The organism is Rhizobium sp. Pop5 (genome assembly GCF_024721175.1).
In the GTDB taxonomy this organism is placed as follows: domain Bacteria; phylum Pseudomonadota; class Alphaproteobacteria; order Rhizobiales; family Rhizobiaceae; genus Rhizobium.
In genome coordinates this window covers 2,957,880-2,978,551 of the sequence record NZ_CP099399.1, presented here as the reverse complement: position 1 = coordinate 2,978,551, position 20,672 = coordinate 2,957,880, and the positions used below count along the sequence as shown (strand labels likewise).

At 57.6% G+C, this 20,672-nt stretch carries 21 protein-coding genes; 8 read left to right on the top strand and 13 right to left on the bottom strand.

The annotated features are described in order from the left end of the window. Window positions 1–71: 71 nt before the first annotated feature. The 12 genes from NE852_RS16975 to NE852_RS16920 form a co-directional block, all read right to left on the bottom strand. Window positions 72–1,439 (bottom strand): O-antigen ligase, encoded by a 1,368-nt coding sequence (locus NE852_RS16975; protein ID WP_008535888.1) that lies wholly within the window; start codon window positions 1,437–1,439, stop codon window positions 72–74. Between the two features lie 24 nt (window positions 1,440–1,463). Beyond that, complete coding sequence (locus tag NE852_RS16970; RefSeq protein ID WP_008535886.1) at window positions 1,464–2,444, bottom strand: glycosyltransferase family A protein; 981 nt, start codon at window positions 2,442–2,444, stop codon at window positions 1,464–1,466. Continuing rightward, window positions 2,441–3,325: a glycosyltransferase family 2 protein gene (locus NE852_RS16965; protein WP_008535884.1), complete on the bottom strand. Its 885-nt coding sequence runs from the start codon at window positions 3,323–3,325 to the stop codon at window positions 2,441–2,443. The genes NE852_RS16970 and NE852_RS16965 overlap by 4 nt, the downstream gene beginning before the upstream one ends. Further along, window positions 3,322–4,296, bottom strand: coding sequence for a glycosyltransferase family 2 protein (locus tag NE852_RS16960; protein ID WP_008535882.1), 975 nt, complete (start codon window positions 4,294–4,296; stop codon window positions 3,322–3,324). Before NE852_RS16960 ends, NE852_RS16965 begins: the two co-directional genes overlap by 4 nt. 91 nt (window positions 4,297–4,387) lie before the next feature. Continuing rightward, complete coding sequence (locus NE852_RS16955; protein ID WP_258155864.1) at window positions 4,388–5,359, bottom strand: glycosyltransferase family 2 protein; 972 nt, start codon at window positions 5,357–5,359, stop codon at window positions 4,388–4,390. A gap of 58 nt (window positions 5,360–5,417) precedes the next feature. Beyond that, window positions 5,418–6,239 (bottom strand): hypothetical protein, encoded by an 822-nt coding sequence (locus tag NE852_RS16950; RefSeq protein ID WP_008535879.1) that lies wholly within the window; start codon window positions 6,237–6,239, stop codon window positions 5,418–5,420. Between the two features lie 52 nt (window positions 6,240–6,291). After that, the gene (locus NE852_RS16945; RefSeq protein WP_008535878.1) at window positions 6,292–7,281 is read right to left on the bottom strand and encodes a polysaccharide pyruvyl transferase family protein; all 990 of its coding nucleotides are present in this window, start codon (window positions 7,279–7,281) and stop codon (window positions 6,292–6,294) included. Window positions 7,282–7,312: 31 nt separating this feature from the next. Continuing rightward, a complete protein-coding gene (locus NE852_RS16940; RefSeq protein ID WP_008535877.1) occupies window positions 7,313–8,815 on the bottom strand; it encodes a lipopolysaccharide biosynthesis protein in 1,503 nt (500 codons plus the stop codon). 150 nt (window positions 8,816–8,965) lie between these two features. Then, window positions 8,966–9,868, bottom strand: coding sequence for an exopolysaccharide glucosyl ketal-pyruvate-transferase (gene pssM / locus NE852_RS16935; protein WP_008535876.1), 903 nt, complete (start codon window positions 9,866–9,868; stop codon window positions 8,966–8,968). Next, entirely contained in the window at window positions 9,865–10,371 is a 507-nt protein-coding gene (locus NE852_RS16930; protein ID WP_008535874.1) for a DapH/DapD/GlmU-related protein, read from the bottom strand. Before NE852_RS16930 ends, pssM begins: the two co-directional genes overlap by 4 nt. Next, window positions 10,371–11,522, bottom strand: a complete 1,152-nt coding sequence (locus tag NE852_RS16925) for a glycosyltransferase (protein WP_008535873.1) — start codon at window positions 11,520–11,522, stop codon at window positions 10,371–10,373. Before NE852_RS16925 ends, NE852_RS16930 begins: the two co-directional genes overlap by 1 nt. A gap of 33 nt (window positions 11,523–11,555) precedes the next feature. Next, window positions 11,556–12,629, bottom strand: a complete 1,074-nt coding sequence (locus NE852_RS16920) for an endo-1,4-beta-xylanase (protein WP_008535872.1) — start codon at window positions 12,627–12,629, stop codon at window positions 11,556–11,558. Between the two features lie 199 nt (window positions 12,630–12,828). On the opposite strand from NE852_RS16920, the gene NE852_RS16915 reads away from it, so the two are divergent. Next, window positions 12,829–13,200: a hypothetical protein gene (locus tag NE852_RS16915; protein ID WP_008535871.1), complete on the top strand. Its 372-nt coding sequence runs from the start codon at window positions 12,829–12,831 to the stop codon at window positions 13,198–13,200. A gap of 30 nt (window positions 13,201–13,230) precedes the next feature. Here NE852_RS16915 and NE852_RS16910 read toward each other — a convergent pair whose 3' ends face one another. Beyond that, a complete protein-coding gene (locus NE852_RS16910) occupies window positions 13,231–14,109 on the bottom strand; it encodes a DUF6030 family protein (protein WP_008535870.1) in 879 nt (292 codons plus the stop codon). Window positions 14,110–14,635: 526 nt separating this feature from the next. Between NE852_RS16910 and NE852_RS16905 the strand changes: the two genes are divergently transcribed. The 7 genes from NE852_RS16905 to NE852_RS16875 all read left to right on the top strand — a co-directional run bounded on the left by NE852_RS16905 (window position 14,636) and on the right by NE852_RS16875 (window position 20,269). Further along, entirely contained in the window at window positions 14,636–15,268 is a 633-nt protein-coding gene (locus NE852_RS16905; protein WP_008535869.1) for a bifunctional 2-polyprenyl-6-hydroxyphenol methylase/3-demethylubiquinol 3-O-methyltransferase UbiG, read from the top strand. A 221-nt stretch (window positions 15,269–15,489) separates the two neighbouring features. Continuing rightward, complete coding sequence (locus NE852_RS16900) at window positions 15,490–15,915, top strand: helix-turn-helix domain-containing protein (protein WP_258155863.1); 426 nt, start codon at window positions 15,490–15,492, stop codon at window positions 15,913–15,915. Window positions 15,916–15,924: 9 nt separating this feature from the next. Beyond that, on the top strand, window positions 15,925–17,772 hold the full coding sequence (locus NE852_RS16895) for a peptide antibiotic resistance protein (RefSeq protein ID WP_008535860.1): 1,848 nt from the start codon (window positions 15,925–15,927) through the stop codon (window positions 17,770–17,772). Between the two features lie 20 nt (window positions 17,773–17,792). Beyond that, entirely contained in the window at window positions 17,793–18,005 is a 213-nt protein-coding gene (locus NE852_RS16890; protein ID WP_008535858.1) for a hypothetical protein, read from the top strand. A gap of 48 nt (window positions 18,006–18,053) precedes the next feature. Next, on the top strand, window positions 18,054–19,214 hold the full coding sequence (locus tag NE852_RS16885) for a YcaO-like family protein (RefSeq protein ID WP_037175341.1): 1,161 nt from the start codon (window positions 18,054–18,056) through the stop codon (window positions 19,212–19,214). Continuing rightward, the gene (locus tag NE852_RS16880) at window positions 19,211–19,918 is read left to right on the top strand and encodes a TfuA-like protein (RefSeq protein ID WP_008535856.1); all 708 of its coding nucleotides are present in this window, start codon (window positions 19,211–19,213) and stop codon (window positions 19,916–19,918) included. The genes NE852_RS16885 and NE852_RS16880 overlap by 4 nt, the downstream gene beginning before the upstream one ends. A 102-nt stretch (window positions 19,919–20,020) precedes the next feature. Continuing rightward, window positions 20,021–20,269 carry a hypothetical protein gene (locus NE852_RS16875; protein ID WP_008535855.1) on the top strand — a complete coding sequence of 83 codons (249 nt, stop codon included), beginning with the start codon at window positions 20,021–20,023 and terminating at the stop codon, window positions 20,267–20,269. The last annotated feature ends 403 nt before the right edge of the window (window positions 20,270–20,672 follow it).

The window sequence follows — 20,672 nt, the reverse complement described above, 5'->3', positions numbered from 1 at the left end:
CATCTTAAAACAACCACCACTGTTCCGATACTCGACACTTCCAGTCGGAAGCCAGCGTTTTAAAATCAAAATCATACCGCCAGTCTTCGACGAGAATTCGGCAGGGCTGCCTTTCTCGGCCTGGGCCTGAAGGAACTGGGCGAAGAATCTTTAGGCAAACATACCACCATCAGCGGCCAAAGTACGACGGGGGCCAACATCAGGCCAGCCTCCATCATTGCGCCGATCATAATCATAAGGATGACCGCGACTTCTTTCGCTTGAACTTCGTTCAGCGCCGCGCCTGCCGAGACGGTGGTAATCCGTTGCCCGAGGCGCTTGAACAAAAACACAACCCAGGCCACCGTTCCTGGCACTCCGATATTAAGCGCGAGTTCCAGATAGGTGTTATGCGTCGATCGTGCATCGAACGTTACGTGTACGAATTGCTCCATGATATCTGGTTGTCGAAACAGAGCGAAACCATATCCAAAAATAGGGTTGGCATAGATAAGTGGAATCAACTGCTCCCAGATGTTCGTTCGTCCGGAGAATGTCAAATCCTTGCCGAAGGCATCAGCAATCAACTGCGCAGCACCGAGATAGGCGGAAGCGCCCATAAAGCCGAGCACGAGGCAGAGAAACAACAGAAAGAACGATCGCACGCCGGAGTTGCCGATCTTGAACATCATCTTCAGACCAGCGAGCGTCGCAAGGCCCATTGCCAACATGACAACGGCTGTCGACGAGCGCGAGACGGCGACCAGCAAAAGCATCAGCAACAAAGCTGCCCAGCGAAACAACGTCCGATATCGAAGCCTGGAGGGCGGCAGCCCAATCGAAATCACGACAATGAACGCGACGGCAAAGAACTGTCCCATCGTGTTTTTATGATAAAATAGCCCTTTGACCATCCCGGCATAGGAGCCACCCATGATGGCAAAACGCGGAAAGGCAATTATATATAAGACGTTGGCAAAGGCTGCGACGATGGCGAAGTTTTGAAGCAGCCTGAACGTTTCGACACTGCCGTAGCGATGTCTGTAGAGGAGTGGGCCGATCGTCAATATCGCCACGGCGGCGATGCCGCGCGCGGATGCGCCAAAACTAATCGACAAGGCAATGGATATCAGTGAAAAGCCGGCGACAACGATGACGAGGACCGGGATTCTCCGAAAATAGGAAAGAAATCGATTTGGCTCCAGGAAGAAGTAGAGGCCGATCATCGGAATCAGCGAGTATAGCATCAGCTTCTGCGGAAGCGGATCCACAGCGGCATCTTCATCGAAAACTGATGGGTAGCCATACCACATGGCGGTTGCCCGCAAGAGCGTGACATAGAGCATGACCGTGAGGAGCCCGCGGACCAGCGTCTCTTTCTTGATGCCACGACGCGGCCTCGCGGCGTATTGCGTCAGATCGATTTCTCCGTCTGGAGCATAAGAAGGGCCGTAACTCATCCGAAGACGCTCCTGCAAACGATACTAGAGGGCGGCATTGGGCTTATATTCCTGGTATGCATGTCCGAGAATTCCATTAACCATACCGGCGCCACGCAGGACGTGGGTGAGGGCCCGCATGCCCCAGTAAGGCGAAATCAAGATGGCCGGCAGCATGACCAGCCCGAGCGCCACTCGCGAGGCGCCATAGGCCGCGCGGTAGATCCTGCGCTTGAGGTTGCCATGTAGGACCTCGCTGACCGCGAAGGTATTGCCGAGCCGGTACTGTCTCTGCAACACCCACTTCCAGGTCATCCGGTTCGCAGGAACGATATCATAGACAAGCGCCTTGTCAGCCCAGAAAACCTGCATGCCACGGCGGATAGCCTGATTGAAGAACAGGTAGTCCGTTCCCCCGGTGTAGCGCATCTTCTCTTCAAAACGCAGATTCCACGAGCGGATCAGGGGATAATCGAACATGACGTTATTGGAGGCCGCGTAGTTGATGCGCTGACCGTCCTGGTTCTTCTTGCGTTCGAAGACCCGCGCCTTGATGAAATATTCCGGCGGGTTCTCGGGATAGACCGGCTGGACCGGACCGTAGACGCAATCGGCGCGGTTTTTCCCGCGGGTTTCCAGCATTGCATCCAGCCAGCCGTCGACCGGCCATTCGTCATCGTCGAGAAAGCAAAAAAGGTCGGTGCCGGGAGGCGCCGAATCCAGCGCTCTGTTGCGCGCAAAGGGTATGCCCTGGTTCTGCTCGACGACGTAGATCAGATCATAGGCGCCAGTTTGGCCAAAGCTCTCCACCGTCGCCCTTGCGCTGCCGGCAGCATCATTGTCGACAATCACCATGGTGAGATGATAGGGGCGGGCGGAGTGCCTGATCTGGCGAGTCATGACGTCAAGCAGCTTGGCAATCCCGTCCAGACGTCGGTAGGTCAGCACGCCGACGGCAATGTTCAATGGCGCGGTATTCGTCACGGTGCCAGCGGATCGATGCGGGAAGGTCTCTTGCTGGTTCATGCCTGTCCTCTCCGCAGCATATTTCCCAAACGCTTGCGCGCCGCCATCAAGGCCACTTCGGTCGCGGCGTCATCGCCGAACGGACCGCCGGCCACAGTGTTGCGCGCTTCGCTTCGAAGTTTCAGCAGCGATGTCGTTTCGGCAATGCCGCCGGCCACCAGACTCTTGCCCAGCGCTTGCAGCCCATCATAGCGGCGCGCCAATTCCAGCCCCGTCGCGATCATGATCCGCGGACGCAACGTCTTTGCCCTGCTCGTCCCGGTGTAGCGGTTCGACGCATGAATGCGCTGGAAGGTCAGCGGTGTTTCGACGATGGCGCCGCGACCGAGATAGGCGGCGGCAAACTTGATGTAGTTGTCGCTGAGGACGACATCCTTGGCGACCGACATCGGCAAGATCTGGGACAGCAGGCTGCGACGGAAGCTCAGGCCCGATGTCGGAACGGGAAGCGAGGGAAAACCGCCCTTTCGAAGCGTTTCCCGCTTGTCAAAGAGCGTCACCTGCAGCTCCGCCGGAGGCTGGTCGCTTTCATTGGTGGTCACGCGATCGAAGCACCAGTCGATCTCGTTGCGGTCGTACATCTCGGCAATCCGCGCGAGTTTTCCGGGCATAAACGCATCGTCGGCATCGAGGAGAAAGAGGATATCGCCGCCGGCGGCAGCGAAACCGGCGTTGAAGCTCGAGGCCTGGCCGCCGTTTTCCTTTAGGACCGATACGATCCGATCGCCATAGGCGGCGATGATCTGGCGGGAATCGTCCGTCGATCCGTCATCCACCACGATGACTTCAAAGTCGGGATAAACCTGGGAGAGAACGCTGTCGATGCATTGGCCGAGATAACGGGCATAGTTGAAATTGTTGATCAATACCGAGATTTTCAATGCGCAATCTCCTGCGTCAGTTGTCGAGAACGATCTCCCGCCGGCGCATATCGGCGAATCCCGGCGCGGTAGCCGCGCATATAATAATATTTCCAGATCGCCCAGAACCGCTTCTTCGAGCTCCGCAACGGATAGAAAAGAGCCGCCCGCGCCGCCCAATTGGCGCTTTCAACCCAGGTTCTCAAGGGAACTCCCGCGATCCTGACACCTTTGGGAACGTCCTCGCCAAAAAGCGCCGGCATTCCGTAACCCAGACGTTCTCCGCGTTTCTGCACCCAGGCTTCCGTAACGCTCGAGGCCGGAATCCAATGATGAACGATGGCCTCGGCGCAGCGGTATGTTTTCACGCCGGTCCGCGAAAGGCGGCTGACGATTTCCGTATCCTCTCCCATCGCAAAAAGACCGCCGGGGAGAGGCCCGATATCCTCACGGAAACGGACATTGCTGCCAAGCAATTCACGACGGACCGTGGTGTTCGGTCCCCAAATTTTTGTCGGATCACAAGGGCCGCTGGCCTCCCGGTCGGCTATTGCGAAGGTCGATCCCATGGGGATCCATTCCAGCAGCGGGTTGCCGCGCGGATAGTGCTCCCAGTTTGGAAGAATGCCGCCGCCGAAGACGCCAAAATCCGGGTGGGCATCTGCGCAGGCGGCAAGCGTGCTCAACCAGGTCACGTCTGCTTCGATGTCGTCATCGGTAAAAACGACGAGCGCTCCCCGGGCTTTCGCCAAAGCCGCGTTCATGGCTCCGGATTTTCCCGGGCGCGGATGGTTGATCACGGTCATGGGAAGCCTACTCGTATATTGCTCGAGAAGCTCCTGGGTATTGTCGCTGCTGTTGTTGTTGACGGCAATCAGTTCCCATTGTTCGAAGGGAAAATTTTGCGTCAGCATGGAATCCAGCATTTGCCGGAGGCGACGTCCGGCGCCGTTAAAGGACGAAAAGACGACACTGATTCTGGGAGCCGTCATCAAATCCACCTGTCTCGTGAACTGCGAAAAATAATGGTCTTGCCTATCATGTCCGAGCATTTCCCGGCGACGCCAACGTGATGCAATACCCTCATTTGTCGGCACCGATCCGAGAATAGACCATGCCGTTCGGTATCGTTCGCTGCTTCAGGAATTGACGCAGGATTCCCTGTCTCACCGATTGTGCCCAGAGCAATTTGAAACGAAGTCCGCTTTGGGGAAGGCTCCTCAGAATGAAGCTTGCCGGCGCCATGACAAGCCAGCTCAAGGCGCTGCCGATGGGAAGGCCACGAATCTTTGCCTTGCTGTCGAAGAGGTTCGGCCGGATGATGACGAGGCCCATGCCGTAGCGCTCTCCGCGCCGCAAAACCCAGCCTTCCTCGACATAGCCCTTCCTGACAATATGGCGAACCTTCGGGCGCTGCGAATGAAAGGCTCGGGCGCCATTCCGTTCCAGCCTCATGGCGAAGGCGGTATCTTCGCCCATCGGAAACTGGGCGATCGTGGCATCCGGACCGAGGCCATCGTGAACGATATAGCCTGGCCCCAATATGGAACGGCGGAAGGCCGAATTCGGCCCAGATATCAGAGCCGCGGATATCGGCCCCTCGGGAAGGTCATCGTTGAGGGCATAAAGGATGCCCAGATGCCCATATTTCATCAGCAGCGGTCCGGGCTTTTCCTCCCATTCGGGCATGATCAGACCGCCGAATATGGCAAACTCCTGCTGTTCGTTTGCCAAGGCAACGAACTGCTCGATCCAATCCGGCTCGGGGATCACGTCGTCATCGGTCAGGATGACGAGATCGCCCTCCAAATGGCGGAAGCCCAGCGTCAGTGCGTGTTGCTTGCCTTGTTTGGGCTCGAAATAAACCTCCAGCGGCAGCCGGTCCTGATAGGACTTCAGGACTTTGGAAGTGTCATCCTTGCTGTTGTTGTCGACGGCGACGATTTTCCACTCGTCCTTCGGCAAGGTGGAAGCGCATAATGCGTCGAGCATGCTGGGCAGAGTCTTAGCGCCGTTATAAGTGGAGAAAAGTATCGTTACTTTCACATTGCTCATCGTAATTTTCCGAACGGCTTTGCATTCATCAGCGATTGCGCTTCCAAGGATCAGTTCCTTACATCGGCTTCGACCGTTTTTCGCCAAAAAACTCGCGCTTGTGATTCTTACCGATTACTCTCAGTTTGCGAAAATCACGCAACCATCGCCGTGGTTTGGCAAGTGCTGTGCGATTGAGGAAATATTGCCGTAACAGGCTTGGCGCTCGACTATGCGACTCGCCGTGGCCGACGCGGTAGATGGCGGCACGAAATGGCAATTCCTCAAGCGGCGTACCACGCCGGGCAAGGATGTTCGCGATGCGGACGTGGCTTCCCAGCATCGACTTGATCCATTCGAGCGAAGCGTCCTCGAACTCTTGCGGCAGCTTATAGAGGTCTGCGCGAATGATCAGCGAAGTGCCGCAAAGATGGCTGAAGTCGTCGTAGCCGAAAAGAAGCTGGCCTCCATCGTCCCAGATATAACCATGGTCGATCGTCCATCCGTTGGCATCCTGATGTTCGGAAACATACTGGACAATTCTGGAGCTGACGAAATCGTCGTCATCGACAATCATGAAGAAGCGGCTGTCCTTGGCATTCATCATGCCGCTGAGAACGCGACGGCCTTTGTCTGCCCGGAAGGCATCGAGGACTGCCTCTCTGCTTCCCGTTTCGAATTCATGCATGTCGTTCGGAGGAAAGGTGACGCGAACGGCGTCGAATTTCTCCGGCAGGTCCGGCAGATCGGCGCCTTCGTTTGCCACAACGATTCCCTGCCAGTCTCCGTTGGTTTGGTTGGAAATAGAGGCCACGGTCTGGGTCAAATGTTCCTTCAGCTTGTTCCAATCGCTGGCATTGTCCTGATGTCGGACCGGGATAATGAAGGTGACAAGTGTCATCGAACTACCTCCTGATAGAGTTCGTAGCGTCTCTGTCATCCGTCGCCAGTGCCTATCCGGCCTGACGCCGTACCCATTCAATTCCGTCTTCTAACGATGTTGCCTTGTATGAGAGATCCGTTCCGCCGGAAAAAGCATTCATGAAGCGGCGGATCTTTCCGTAACTGTTGTCCAGCACCGCATGCGGGCGGCCGAGCAGCAGCGAGCAGATGTGAACGTGCAGGCGATCGGTCACGATTGCCCGGGCCCGCGAGATCTGGCTGATGCCGCGCTCGAAGCGGTTATGGGCTGCGGCATCAAGCCGGCGCAATGCAACTTCGCGCGGCTTTAGTGCCAGATAAGCCGAAGCCGCTCCCAATTTCTTGGCGATATCCACCTTCCGTTTCGACTCGGTGATCCAATCCTCGACAGGAATATCGGAAGGGATCTTGCGATCGGTGCCGCCAACGCGTTCCGCGTCCTCTCGCAACATGGCGAGGACGGAAATTTGCGTTGTCCTATCGGGAAGCGGACCGATGGCGAAGGCCATATCGGGGCAGAGCCGCACCGTGCAGTCGAAGTGTTTCTCGGAAAACTCCTTTGATTCCTCGTCTCGCACCAGCAGGACGAAATTCTTGTGGCGCGCGATCGCGCGTGCCGATTGCTCGATGCGTTCAGGCGAATTGTAGTGGATCGACTGCGGGAACTGGATGATCTGCCGATCCGGAAAACGCTCCATGATCGCTTCACGGAAATCCTGATGGGCAACCCAGATATCGCCGAAATTGCCGCCGCCGTGGATGAAGATCGGACCGGTCGGAACCCGCCTTTTCAGATCGTCGGCGGAGAAGTCCGATATCCTCGAAACATAGTCCGGACGCTTGCCGAAACGATCCCTGAGATAGGCCATCTCGCCCAGCCAGATTGCCGAGTCGCCGCAATTGCGGATGTCCGGAAAGTCGAGAATGGCAAGCGGTTCATCGCGTGAGACATAGTCTTTCAGGCAATCATGAATCATGCCATTCAGCTTCGCGATCAGTTCCGATCTGGATTGACTGGTCATTCTGCCTCTCTTGTTGATGTTCGTTGGCCTTTTAGGCCGACTTGGGCACGGCAACACGTTTGGCTTTTGACAGTGTCTTGGCAACGATACGCTGGACGTCGGCTTCCGGGCCATTTGGCTTCTTCATCAGCAGCCAAAGGACAAAACTGGAACCGGAATAGATCACACCGCCTGAGATAATCAGTATAGCCAGATGAATGGCCGAGACCAACCTGTCGGCGGGGGTATTGAGAAGATATGATAATCCCCAAACGCCGGCGGCCATCAAGGCGACGCTGGCCAGTGCGCGGAAGTTTGCCGCAAGTTGCTGAAAGAAGGGCAGACCGATCAAACGCTTGACGAGAAGCATGTTGACCACCGTGGAAATCAAACCCGACAGTACTCGCGCATAGATAACGCCCGGAAGTCCGGCAAAAATGAGACCGGCGACGATGATCGGTACACGAAGCACCAGCATCTGTGCATCGCGGATGAACAGCAGCTTGGTATTTCCCTTTGCCATTCCCAATGGCTGAACCAGGGAACCAAGGGTCTGCAGCGCAAAGATCGATGCGAGTGTCTGCACCATGAAGATGGCCGGAACCCATTTCTCTCCCAGGGCCAGCCGGATGAGCGGATCGGCCACGACCGCCGTGCCGATTCCGGCCGGAAGCGCCACTGCAGCCAAAAGCGCCTGAGCGCGCTGGTAGGCGGCGATCAGCCGGGCCGGGTCGTTGCGCACTCTTGCAAAGCCGGGGTAAATCGTCTGGTTCAAGGGCGCCGTGGCTTCACGGGTCGGCAGGGTCGCCAGGGTATTGCCGACGGTATAGTGTCCAAGGTCCGTGGAACCCAGCATCTTGCCGATCAGCAGATATTCGATCCGCCAGTTCAAAGTGCTGACGATCTGTCCTGCCGTCAGCCATGCCGAGAAGGAAAACAATTCCCGTGCGTGGCGGAAGGTTATGCGCGGCCAGAACGGCAACACGGTGTAGGACACGATGATATTGGTCACCTGGTAGGCGAGCGTGCCGATAACGAGTGCCCAGTAACTCTGATAGATAGCGGCAATTGCCACCGTCACGACAAAGCCAACCAGCTTTTGCGAGACGTTGAGCACGAATTCCTGCCAGAAAATCAGGTCACGCTGGAGCATGACGCGCCGCGGATTGGCGAGGCCGCTCAGCAGCAAGCTGAAACTCAGAGCCAGCATGACGTTTGTCAGCCGGGGCTCGTTATAAAATTCGGCGATTGGGAGGGCACTGGCCGCAAACAACAGCGCCAAGATCGCGCTTCGCGTCACGCTCAATGTCCAAACCGCGCTGAAATGAACCTCGCTGGGAGATTCGTGGCGGATGAGCGCCTGATTGAGCGAAAGTTCGGTGACGGAACTCAGGATGACCTGGATCGTCGTTGCGATGGCAACGAGACCGAAGTCGGAAGGGGCGAGGTACCAAGCCAGGACAAAGGTGCTGAGTGCGGAAAGCCCGTTGACGATGGCGCGGGACAGGCTCAGCCATATGCTGCCCTGGATCAATCGATCGGTAACATTGCTCATGGGCGAACGGCTCCTGAGGTGGAGGACATCGACCATTGAAGAGGGCCGTATACCTGTCGAAAATACGTCTGCTCCTTTCGGGAGCGGACAGAAGTGATGGGGTTGGAAAGCATCATGCCTATTGCCTCTTCACGAAACCGGTTTGCGCCCTCACAGGGCGCTTGCCGCTTTCCTGGAAAAATCCTGCTTCAGCCGCTCCAGTTCCCGCAGCATCCTGTTATGCGCATTGACCGTAGCCTCTTCGCTGCTGAGCTGGCCGGGCTTTTGCGCGACCCGCTGCAGCGTCTTGACCGTCGATCCGAAGACATAGTTGCCGGTCAGCTGCAGGATGCGGCGGCGGCGGAACGTTATGTTCTTCCAGAGATAGCTGTTTTTCGGTACCAGCGACGCTCCTGCTTCGACGAGGTTCGACGGCCCGATCGGATCGAAATCGATCTCCAGATCAAGCGCGCTCGCCCAATCATACCACTTGGCGCGATTTTCCAGAGCAATCGGACGGATCGCCCGCCAGGGAACCCGCAATGCGTCTGAGATAATGCAGCCATGCATCGCCTCGGAGACGATCTTATGCGATGCGCTGATTTCGGTCAGAACCTTTTCCACCGACCAGCGCGGATCGATGTAATGGACGCCGGCAAGCTCGCAGGCCTTATCCCAGCTGCCGTGCATGGCGCTTTCATAGTGCGGGATAAAGGAGACAGGATAGCGCTTCTCGACGCTTTTGGCATCCCAGCAGCTGCGCGTGAGGATGCCGGAATCGCCGATGGCGTAGCTCGGGTCGATGCCGAGAATTTCGGCGGTCTTCTTGCCGCGCACGAAGTAGAACGTCCAGTTGCCGTCGACTTTAGGCGGGTTGGTGTAGCCGCCATAACCCGAGCCGAAGACGATCTTCTGGATGTTGGGGTCGAAATTGTCGTAGAGGATCGAGCCGATGCCGAGAAAGAGTTGGCTTTCATCGTCGTCGAAGAAGCCGGGCAGCAAGCGCTCCCAAAGCCAATGGTTCAGCTCGTCGCCAAAATTCTCATGTTTCCCGCGATAGGCAAACATCTTCATCGTGCTTCTCCTGTCGGCAACTGCGTCACGATCTGCGAGACCGCTTCGTCCTCGCGTTCCATGCGTCCGTAACGTGAAATGATCTTGATGTCGCTGCGGATGATCTTTGCCGGATTACCGGCGACGAGCGAGCGCGGCGGCACACTCTTGGTCACCACCGAGCCGGAGCCGATGACGCATTCGTCGCCGATTTCGACGCCCGGCAAAATGATGCTGCGCGCGCCGATGAAGCAGCGCCGACCGATCCGCGTGTGAAGGTAGAGGCCGCGCGTGAGATCGTGGGTCAGGATCGCAGCTTCAAAGGCGACATAGGTTTCGGCGCCGATGTGCAGACCCTTCGGATTGGTCTTGTCGAACCGCACGCTGAGGGAAAAACTGGCTGTCGGATCGATGTCCATTCCCCAGAATTTTGTATAGTAGAGCCACTTGGCCCTTACGATGCCGTCGCGCAGCGGCCGAAACACGTTCAGGCCCCACTTCGGCTTCTTTCCTGTCTGCACCATCAAGTCCGACCCCGGCTGGAAAATTGGTCAAGCACGGAACTGTAATAGTCCTCGAGCATCCCCGTTTGGCGACGTATGTCGAAACGCTCGGCCACCAGATGCGGTGCCCGCGCGCTGAAGGTTGTCCACAGGGCCTGGTCGTTCAGCAGCCTTCCGACCGCATCCGCCATTCCCGTGACATCCCGCTCCTCCACGAGATAACCAGTTTTCCCCTCTTCGATCGCTTCGCCCACGCCTCCCGAGCGGAATGCGACGACCGGAGTACCGACGGCTTCGGCCTCGAGATTGGCGAGGCCGAACGCTTCTGCGTGACCATTATCGAGGGTCACGCTGCCATGAAGATAGAGTTCCGCACTGGCGAGCAGATCCCTGATCTCAGTCTGCGACAGATTTTCATGGATCGTGACGCTTGGCAAGGAACGACGCGCCAAGGCCTCGATTTCCTCTTTCAACGGACCCTGGCCGACCATGACGAATTCGACCGGGGTGCCCGCTGCCGCCACGCGCGAAAGCGCGTCGATCATGAAGCGGTGGCCCTTATAGTCGACGAAACGGGCGATGGAAACCACCAATCCCTTTTTTCGTGGACGGGGCTCCATTTTGAAGAGATCGAGATCGATGCCGATATGGTGGCGATAGACCCGGTCGGCGCGAAAACCGAGCGCCAGCAGCCGGTCGCGGATGAAGTCGGAAACGGCGATGTTCCAGCTGTTCCAGCCGGCCATTTCCCGGCGCCCCTTGGCGAAGAACCGCACCTGGTTGAAGCCGCCCGGCTTTTTCGGATCGCCGCCATAGGTGGCATCGAAGCCATGGAACGTCGTGACCAGCGGCTTGCCGGCGGCGCGTGCCAGGGGGCCGATGACATAACCGTTCTTGCCGAAATGCGCATGAACGAGATCGGCCTTGCCGATCGCCGGAAAGAGGGAGGGCAGGCCGATCTGCGGGATTTTCAGAAGCAGTTCGCCGGCACGGGCAACGGGAGACCGACGGATGTCGTGAACCGGCACGGAGGACTTTTTCGTATGGGCGGAAGAGATTCGCGAACCGGCAAGAATTTCAGCTTCGAAGGAACGAAATGCCACCGCCTGGTTCAGAACAAATGCCTGGCTGGCAGGCAAAAATTTTTCCACATAAATAACGGCTTTTCTCATGAATCTATTCGCATCTCCGTTGTGTTGCGCGATTCACATCGCCTCTATCGCTCGCTTGATGCCGTCGACCGAACTTCTCGGATCGTTGTTTTCGTCGTAAAGATTAACGCGCTTCGTGCATGCGGCATTGGGATCGGAATCCTTCTCGTCACGTACGCCGTATTTTTCCGACATGCCCCATACGGTCGCGCCTTTCAAGTCACCGCGTTCAGCGGCGACAGTGATCACGTCCCCGAATATCTCCGCATAGGACGCCGGCGCGAAGCCTTTTTCGCGTTTGAGGAAGTGGCAGGACGCATCGAGTTCCGTGATGAAAACGCCGACACCCATGTCCTTCAGCGCAGCGCAGAAGCGTCCCATTCCTTCCGGGTCGATCTGATCGAAACCGGGTCGGAAATGCGACTGCAGCCCGACGGCGCCGATCGGCGTCTTCTTCGCGACGAGATCCTCGACGATCTTCAGAACCCGTGCACGCTTCTGTTCGAACACGTCGGACTTTTTCTCCAGATGCGTTTCGTTAAGCACCAGCGTCGCGCCGGGATTGGCCTCGTGCGCCATATCGAAACTCATACGAATATAGTCGTCGCCAAGAAGGCGTCGGAAAACACAATCCCGCAGGTCCGGCGCATCATATTCCAACGGCTCGTTCACCACGTCCCAAGCATCGATCGACCTCTTATAGCGAGTGACAACCTGTTTTATATGACGGTTCATCGCGGTGCGAAGGGTCTGCGCGTCGGTGATGGCGGACACCCAGTCCGGCACGCGATACCAGATCAACGTATGTCCATAAACCCGCATGTTGTTTTTTCGGGCGAATGCAACCATGCGGTCCGCGTCGGCGAAGGAAAAAACGCCGGGACGCTTTTCCGTCGCATTCCACTTCAGTTCGTTTCGCGGCGTGATCGAATTGACGTTTTCGATGAAGATCTGGGAAGCGGCCGGATCGGTTATATCCTGTGGATCGATTGCCGAACCGAAGCGGAACGATTTCCCATCGGCAAGGGCGCGCAGGCCCGCGGCGGGTGGCAGTTGAGCCAGCGCTCCGCCCGCACGTGCATATAACAGGGCAAGCGGAACGGAGGCGAGGAAACGTCTTCTATTCATTCTATCTCTCATTGTTGGTTTCAGGCCTGCATTCGAAGTAAACAACCAGGCCCGCCGGCAACGGTCCGCCGTAGATTCGTTTTAAAATCAATAGAATAGTGCAACTTCAAACATACTTCCCGTGAGCGCGGTGACGTCAGTATCTTCTAGACTTTTCCGCGCATTCCAAGATATAAACTCGCCGCGGAGGAAGCTCGTGATGGAAGATTGGTTTAGCTATCTGATGAGCTATTTTCATATGGCAGTTCATAATGCAGCTTTTTTTATGGCGACCGTTCGAAACGACCTGTTCCTCCTCGATATCAGGCAGTTCGCGGCCATCGTTTGCGCCGTCGCAAGCGTCATTCTCATCCTGTTGATCGTGCTCGTCAGGACGTGGCGGCGGCTGCGGCAATCAGAGAGCGTCATTCGCTCGCTGAAGGACGATCTCGCCCAGGTCACGCAGGATCTCAACGTCGAGCGCGTCTGGCGGCTGGCAGGCGGCGACAGCGCCGAGCAGCCTGGTCCCGACAGCCTGACTGAACTTTATAAGCTTCTGTCCCGGCACCACGCCGCAAACCACATGGCCTGAGCAATCGGCTCGAGATATGCGGCCGAAAACCTACTGCCGATGTTCCGAACTTTCTGGCGTCGTCCCGGCGTCGGGAGACTGAGGTTCCGGTTCCAGTTGCGCCTCGGCCACAGGGTCCGGCGCTGGAAGCCATCGTCTGTCGGAAAAATAATTTCTCGTTCTTTTCTGGGGGGGCGAAACCGCATCCAGCGAGAGGGTAAAATTGTAACGCCCGGCATTGAGCACTTCGCGGGTGAAGTTGATGCTGGCTCCAAAGCCGTCTTCCTTGACGTCCCTCAGGTTCTTGATGGCATTCAGCGCCTCGTGGAAATCGAGCCATTGCGGTTGCTGCAGCAAAATTTCGAAAATTCGCAGGATGCCGGGATCGAGCTGGCCATTCTGGTCAGTCTGCGGATTGACGATTTTCACGCGCATATTGTTGATCGCGCCGGCGGCGTCGCCGCGAACGATGACGAAGACGGAGTTCGGAAGCTGATCCTTCTCACGCTTGCCGCTATGCTCGAAAAAACACTCGTATGTGTCTGCGTTGAAGCTTGCCGCTGCCCAGTCGCTTGTTTGAATGCCGGCATCGCGCAGGGCCGCGCACATCGCGGGCCCCGATATCCGCCATGTGCGCATGAAAGCCGAGGCTGCCTGCACTGCCGGCGCTTCGATGACGTGCAGGGGGAGCTTGAAGGCGACAGGAGGCGCCGGGCGGGGAAGGGCCTTGGGTGGAGGCGGTTTCAGCTCCTTGGGGAAGAGATCGAAGCCGAAGTAATGGCCGACCGCCTTCAAGTGTTTCATGTCGTTCGAAAGAAGAACCGTGCCCATGACGAGCGACAGGGAAATCGTCAGCAACAACCAGAAAACCACGGGAATCCGTGGTTTTTTCACCGGCTGTTTCGCAGATGCGGGCGACGAATCGGTCAAGTTTGTCTTCTCCGGTACGCGAGAAGGTTTTCGATCGGGCTGTCTAAATCCGGCAGTATACATTCATCCGTTAATATCTTTGGCTTCATGTCGGCAATTGGGCGCCTTTTCGCCTCCTCTTCGGATGGGGCCGGCTATAGATTTCGCTGGCGCCGCTTTAACACCATTTCAGTCAAGAATCTCCAATACAGCGGCACACAATCTCCGCGCGAGATATCGGACGATCCGTCATCAGGTTCGTGGGGCAACCAATGGGAGTTCCGTTTCTTCGGGCTTTTGTATAGATTTTTTTGACTTTCTATAGGATTTAATTTTCCATTTTTATGTTGATTCTAAATTAGTGTAGAATTGCTATCTTCTTTCATTGAATTTTCTTCTTTATTAAACTTTGTTTTCGCGCAAAACGATTTTATATTCATGTCTAAACTATAAGTCGCGGCTGGATATCCTTTGTGCTTGGAGGGTTTCATCAAATTTTCGACGTATTTTTCGATAGGGTCTGGCGTGCAACCGGAAAGGAGAGGATATGTCTGTCGAGCTAGACGCAACCACCTACGTTCACGCCAAACCGGCAACCGCACACTCCTACATCTTGCCTACCGTATTCGACGTGCTGGGAGACCATTTCGATGGTTCTGCCAAAAACGACGTCTTTGATTTGGGATGTGGAGCCGGCGGAGCGGCAGCAGCCCTTGCGGAAAAGGGATATTCCGTCGTCGGGGTCGATCCTTCAAGCGATGGCATCAACAAGGCGAAGATCAACTATCCCGAACTGCCGCTGAACCTCGGTTCGGCCTATGACGACCTTTCCAGCGAATATGGCACGTTCAATGCCGTGATCAGCCTCGAGGTCGTCGAGCACGTCTATGATCCGAAGTCGTTCACTTCGACGATGTACGATCTCGTCAAGCCGGGCGGCATTGCCGTCATGTCGACGCCCTATCATGGTTATCTGAAGAACCTCGCTTTGGCGGCCGTCGGAAAGATGGATGATCACTTCATGCCATTGAGAGACCATGGACATATCAAGTTCTGGTCGAAAAGCACGTTGAGCACGCTGCTCACGGATAGTGGTTTCGACAATATTCGCTTTGAGTATGTCGGAAGGATTCCGGCTTTCGCCAAGTCGATGATCGCCGTTGCCCAGAAGCCCTTATAAACGGGGGCTCTTGGGCGTCAGCCGGCTTCGGGCGGGAGATCTCCCGCCCGCCGGCTATGCCGCGCCGTCCGGCTCCACACGCCTATAATAATCCACAGGTTGTTTTTTACCGTGCGAAACAGCGAAAAAATCCCTTACGAAATATTTACTTTTAGTTGCATTCTTGCTTAAACTCTCCATTATACAGCTGGGCGTGCTGATAAAGCGGGAGACTTACGCATATGAAGGCTAAATCGCCTAATTCGATCGACGTCTATGTTGGCAATCGTGTAAGAGTTCGACGGAAGACGCTCGGGATGACCCAGCACGGTTTGGCTGAGCTTCTGGGGATCACCTTTCAGCAAATCCAAAAATATGAAAAGGGAACGAACCGGATAGGCGCCAGCCGGCTGCAGCGCATATCCGAGATTCTTCGCGTGCCCGTCGGCTTCTTTTTCGAAAACGAGGGTTCCGGACCGATCGAAGGCGAGACGAGCGAGTTGAACAAGTTTTTGTCCTCGAAAGAGGGGCTCGCGCTCAACAAGGCTTTCATCGCCATCGAGGACCCGAATATCAGGCAAAAGCTGGTGGCGTTGGCCAAGAGCCTCGCGGTCGCGGGATTGCCCGATATCGACGCTGAATTGCAGGATCCCGTAGCGAACGGCTGAGGACGGATCGTGCTTCATCTGCAGACATTCGGCGATCTGCGGTTGATCGAAACGAATGGCGACCTGGTTCGCTATCCGATCAAGGGCCTGTTGATGATGGCCCATCTCTACACCGGCACGAGCCACGAACTCAGCCGGTATGAATTGGCTCAGTTTCTCTGGAGCGACGTCGAGCCTGAGCAGGCGCGGCTCAATTTGCGCAAGCTGCTATCCCGCATCCGCGAGGTGGATGGCGCCCGGGCGGAAATCCCTTTCGATTTCACCGCGAGCACCGTTCGGCTCAACGGGCAGGCGGTTTCCAGCGACCTCGATGTCTTTCGAGCCGACGGTCCGCCGCTGGAGCGGCTGAACGCGATCGCCGAACTGACCCAGCGCGGGTTCATCGGAAATATCAAACCGGCAACCAAGCCGATAGACGCCTGGATGAGGGCGCAGCGGGACGCCCAGGCGCTGCAATTGCGCCAGGCACTGCTGGACGCGCTGCCCGCCGTGCAAAGTTCCGGGGACGTGCGCATCATTTCCACCACAGCGCTGCAGATCCTCGAACGGGATCCGAACGACGAACAGGTCAGGGCTTTGCTGCACCAGCTATCGGGCGGATCATCGTTCGGCGAGAAATTGCCGAACGGCGTTGGCCGCGCAAGGGTAGAGGTGAAGCCTTCCGAGCCGGACGGCCCGGCACTCGCCGAAATCGGTCGCGTATCGGCGGTGCCGCCGATCCTGCCTCGTCTCGTGCTGCTTCCCCCGACATCGAAACATGCCGATGCCGGGCTTGCGCTTGCGAACGCGCTCATCGAAGACGTCACGATTGAACTCTGCGCGCTCAGAAACATCTCGATCGTCGCGCCGCATACGGCGGGACAAATCCGTCGTGATTCCGAGAAGGCGGCGGTCGTCGCCCGGCACTCGATCGCCTATCTCCTGGATACGCGGTTCTCCGAAGAGGGATTATTCGCCCAGTTGATTTACTTCCCCACGGACGAGATCATCTGGGCCAATCGCTTTGCGATGAGGCCTGATACGCTGCCGCGGCAGAGACGGCTGATCGCGCAGCAGCTGACCTTGTCGGTGGCGAGCGAGCTGGCCGAGAACGAAGAGGAGCGGCTGCGTTTCGAAGCCAATCCGCAGGCCTATCACTCCTATCTCGTCGGCTCGAGCCTGATGAGCAAATTGACCTTGCCGCATATCCGGCGAGCAAGGAAGGCGTTCAAACAGTCGCTGTCGCACACGCCGGACTTTTCTGCCTCCTTCACCGGATTGGCGAGGACCTTCACCAGCGAATGGCTCGTGACGGCGCAGGGAAACAACGAGCTGCTGCATATGGCCGAGCAGCATGCGCTTCGCGCCATAGAGCGGGATCCGGCATCGGCGGCAGGATATCGCGAGCTCGGAGTCACCAAGCTCTATCTCGGCGATGTCGATGCCAGTGTCGCAGCACTTGATCTGGCGGAAGAACTCAGCCCGCATTTTGCCGATGTCATCTACAGCCATGCCGATACGCTCGTGCATGCATCGCGCCCCGGCGATGCGCTCGCCAAGATCACCAAGGCGATCTCGCTCAATCCGATCGCGCCTGACGCCTATCTCTGGTGTGCCGCGGGAGCGAGCTTCTTCCTGGAGCAGTATGAGGAGGCCATCGCCTATGTCGAGGCGATGAAAGACAAAGCGCCGGCCCATCGCATCGCGGCGGCCAGTTGCGCAATGATCGGCGATCGAAAACGGGCGCTATTTCATCGGCAGCGCGCCGAAAGCATCAACCCGGTGTTCGACGTCGAGAAGTGGCTCGCCATCGTTCCCTTCAAGGAACAATGGCAAAAAGAGCTTTATCGGGAGGGCCTGTTGAGGGCTGGTTTTTAACAATCACTTAGGGGCATTACATGGCAAAGGCAGTCATTATAGGAATACCGGGCGAAGCAGGTCTTTGGCTTGCCGATCTCGGTGCGGGCACCGTCAAGCCTCTCAATCCCACGGGCGATCTGGCGACCGTGAACGACCTGCGTAAAACGGGCGGCACCTTCGTCAACAATGTCGACCTCTCCGTCGCCGTTTCGTCGGTACAGGTCGCCCTTTCCGGTCACGTCGACGGCTGAGCCGGCGTTCTGACACATCTTCAGCGGATCATATATTCCGACAGGATCATCTCGCCGCGGGAAACCCTTTCCCGCGTCGAACCTTTGTTGATGCGGTTCGGCATTACAAGGGTTGCGCGCCATACCGGACTTGACGATATCGGCATCCCAGTCTGGTGTGCCTATGCCCCGAACTCCCGGTCGATCGTGATCGCGCAAGGGAAGGGCCTCACCGATCTCGACGCCAAGGTATCGACCGTCATGGAAGCCCTCGAACGGGCCGTTGCCGGCGAACCCTCGGTCGAACTCGTCCGTGGCTCGGCTTCCGGTCTGCAGGCGATGGGTTGCGCGGTCGACAGGTTGGACTGCCTGATCGCCGTGCATAAGCCCGATCTCGGGCCGGACGAGGAGACCGAATGGGTCGCCGGCCGCAACATCCTCACCGGTGACACGATCCATATCCCCCTCGAAGCGGTGGTGCTCGACCGCACGCGCGACGCCCGATACTGGATGTCGTCGGATGGCCTGGCATCGGGAAACAATCTCGAAGAGGCGATCTTTCACGGCGTGCTGGAACGTATCGAGCGCGACGCCCATGTGCTTTGGCAGGTGGGCAGGGAGGCGGATCGCTATTCCCGCTGCGTCGATCCCCGGGGTTTTGAGGATCCAGCGCTCACCGGGCTGATCGACAGGATCGAAACCTCGGGCCTGGCGCTCAGGCTCTTCGACATCACCAGCGATATCGCGATCCCGTGTTTTACTGCCATGCTCGGCCCGGGTGACATCAAGAGCGAGAGGGATATCCGCCTGGTCGAGGTGACCGGCGGCACGGGGGCGCATCCATCTGCCGTTCGGGCGGCCATCCGGGCGGTGACGGAGGCGGTGCAGTCGCGGCTCACCTATATCAGCGGTGCCCGGGACGATATTTCTCCGGCAACGTTCTCAGGATTGTTGCCGCCGTTCATGCGCCGGGCTTTCGACGCGGTCGCCGCGCGGACCGCTGCCGCCATCGGCCGTGACGGGGCGCAACAGGATTTGCCGCTCTTGCTGCAGCACGTGCTCGATACGCTGCGACACAGAGCGGTCGCTTCGGTCGTGGTCGTGCGCCTCAGCGACGAGAGGCTTCCCTTCAGCGTCGTCAAGGTCGTCATCCCCGAACTTGAAAATCCGGAGGGCGAGCGCGCCAGGCGATTTGGAACGAGGGCGCTTGCGAGGGCGATCGGGTTTTGAAGATCATTTTCGCAGGTCCCAGTCTTCCCGATGCGGCCTCGCTGTCCGGCGATGGGATACGTGTGCTGCCGCCTGCGACGCAAGGCGATGTGCTGGCGGTGGTGGGAGAGGGCGCCAATGTTATCGGCCTGATCGACGGCGGCTTCGAATATGTGGCGCCGGTCTGGCACAAGGAAATTCTCCATGCCCTCTCGCTTGGCGTCGCGGTTCTGGGGGCGGCAAGCATGGGCGCGCTGCGGGCCGCCGAATGCCATCCGTTCGGCATGATCGGGATCGGCCGCATTTTCGAGGACTATCGCGCCGGCCGGCTTGTCGATGACGCTGCCGTCGCCCTCACGCATGCGCCGAGCGCGCTTGGCAGCAAGCCGCTGACCGTTCCTCTCGTCAATGTCTGCGCAACGCTCGACGCGATGGAGGGCAGTGGGCTGCTCGCACACGGCCAACGCGAAGAGATCGAACAGGCCGCAGCCGCGATATTCTTCAAGAAGCGGACGTGGCGGACGATCGTGGAACGATGCGCAGGCATTGCCGAGTGGGATCGTCAGCCGCTGCTTGCGGCACTTCTTGCGAATTCCGTCGATCAAAAACGCATCGACGCCCTGGAATTGCTGAAGGCCGTGCGGGAAGCGGACGACAGGCGCGCCAATGTCGACCTGTCGTGGAAGCTGCACGAGACCTCGTTTCGAACGCGACCGGCGCTGTGAATTGAATGTGACAACTGTCACCAAGGGTTGTGTCACGCTTTTTTCACGGGCTCGCTCACCTTTACCCGCGTATCATTCCTTCAATTCGTTGGAGAAATGGGCATGGGCGTGACATCGATTGCCAGGATAAACACAGACCAAGGGGCGGAAGACGGTCTGGACGAACTCGTCGCACTTGCGCGGATGATCGCTTATGCGCGGCATGTGGCTCAGGACGTCAATCTTCAGTTTGCGACGCATTGCCTCGATCTCGCGCTTGAGGCCGTGAAGCAGGAAGTGGGGGAGGGCCTGACTAACGAGATGGCCGAGTTGAGTTCCCCGGCTCCGCGGATGAGTGTGAGAAGCCACTAAGGCCATCTTTCAGGTTCGCTCCTCACACTTTAGATTTTGTTTTCACGCACGCCGCAGGCGCAACACCGCCGCGCAGTTTTGCGCGGCACGTTCTGGAAGAGAACGCCCGAGAGGACGCGCCACCACCTCAAATTCACTTGCAGTTCCGAAGGTCTGAGATTTTCGGAACCATGCTTGCGTTGTGGCCCAAGTCGATCGCTATCAGCCGAGCCGGCGGGCCAGCCAGCCAGCCGAGCCATGGCCGGGAATTGGTTCATGCGGAGGATCAAGTCGAATAGGGGAGGAGTGCGAAGGTGCGAAGCCTGATGTGGGCCTCTTATGCCGGCGTTCTCTTGCGGGCCGGCGGGAATTCCATCTTGCAAAGCAGCTATGTCGCTTCAGCTTTGCCTTTGTCGGGAGGTGG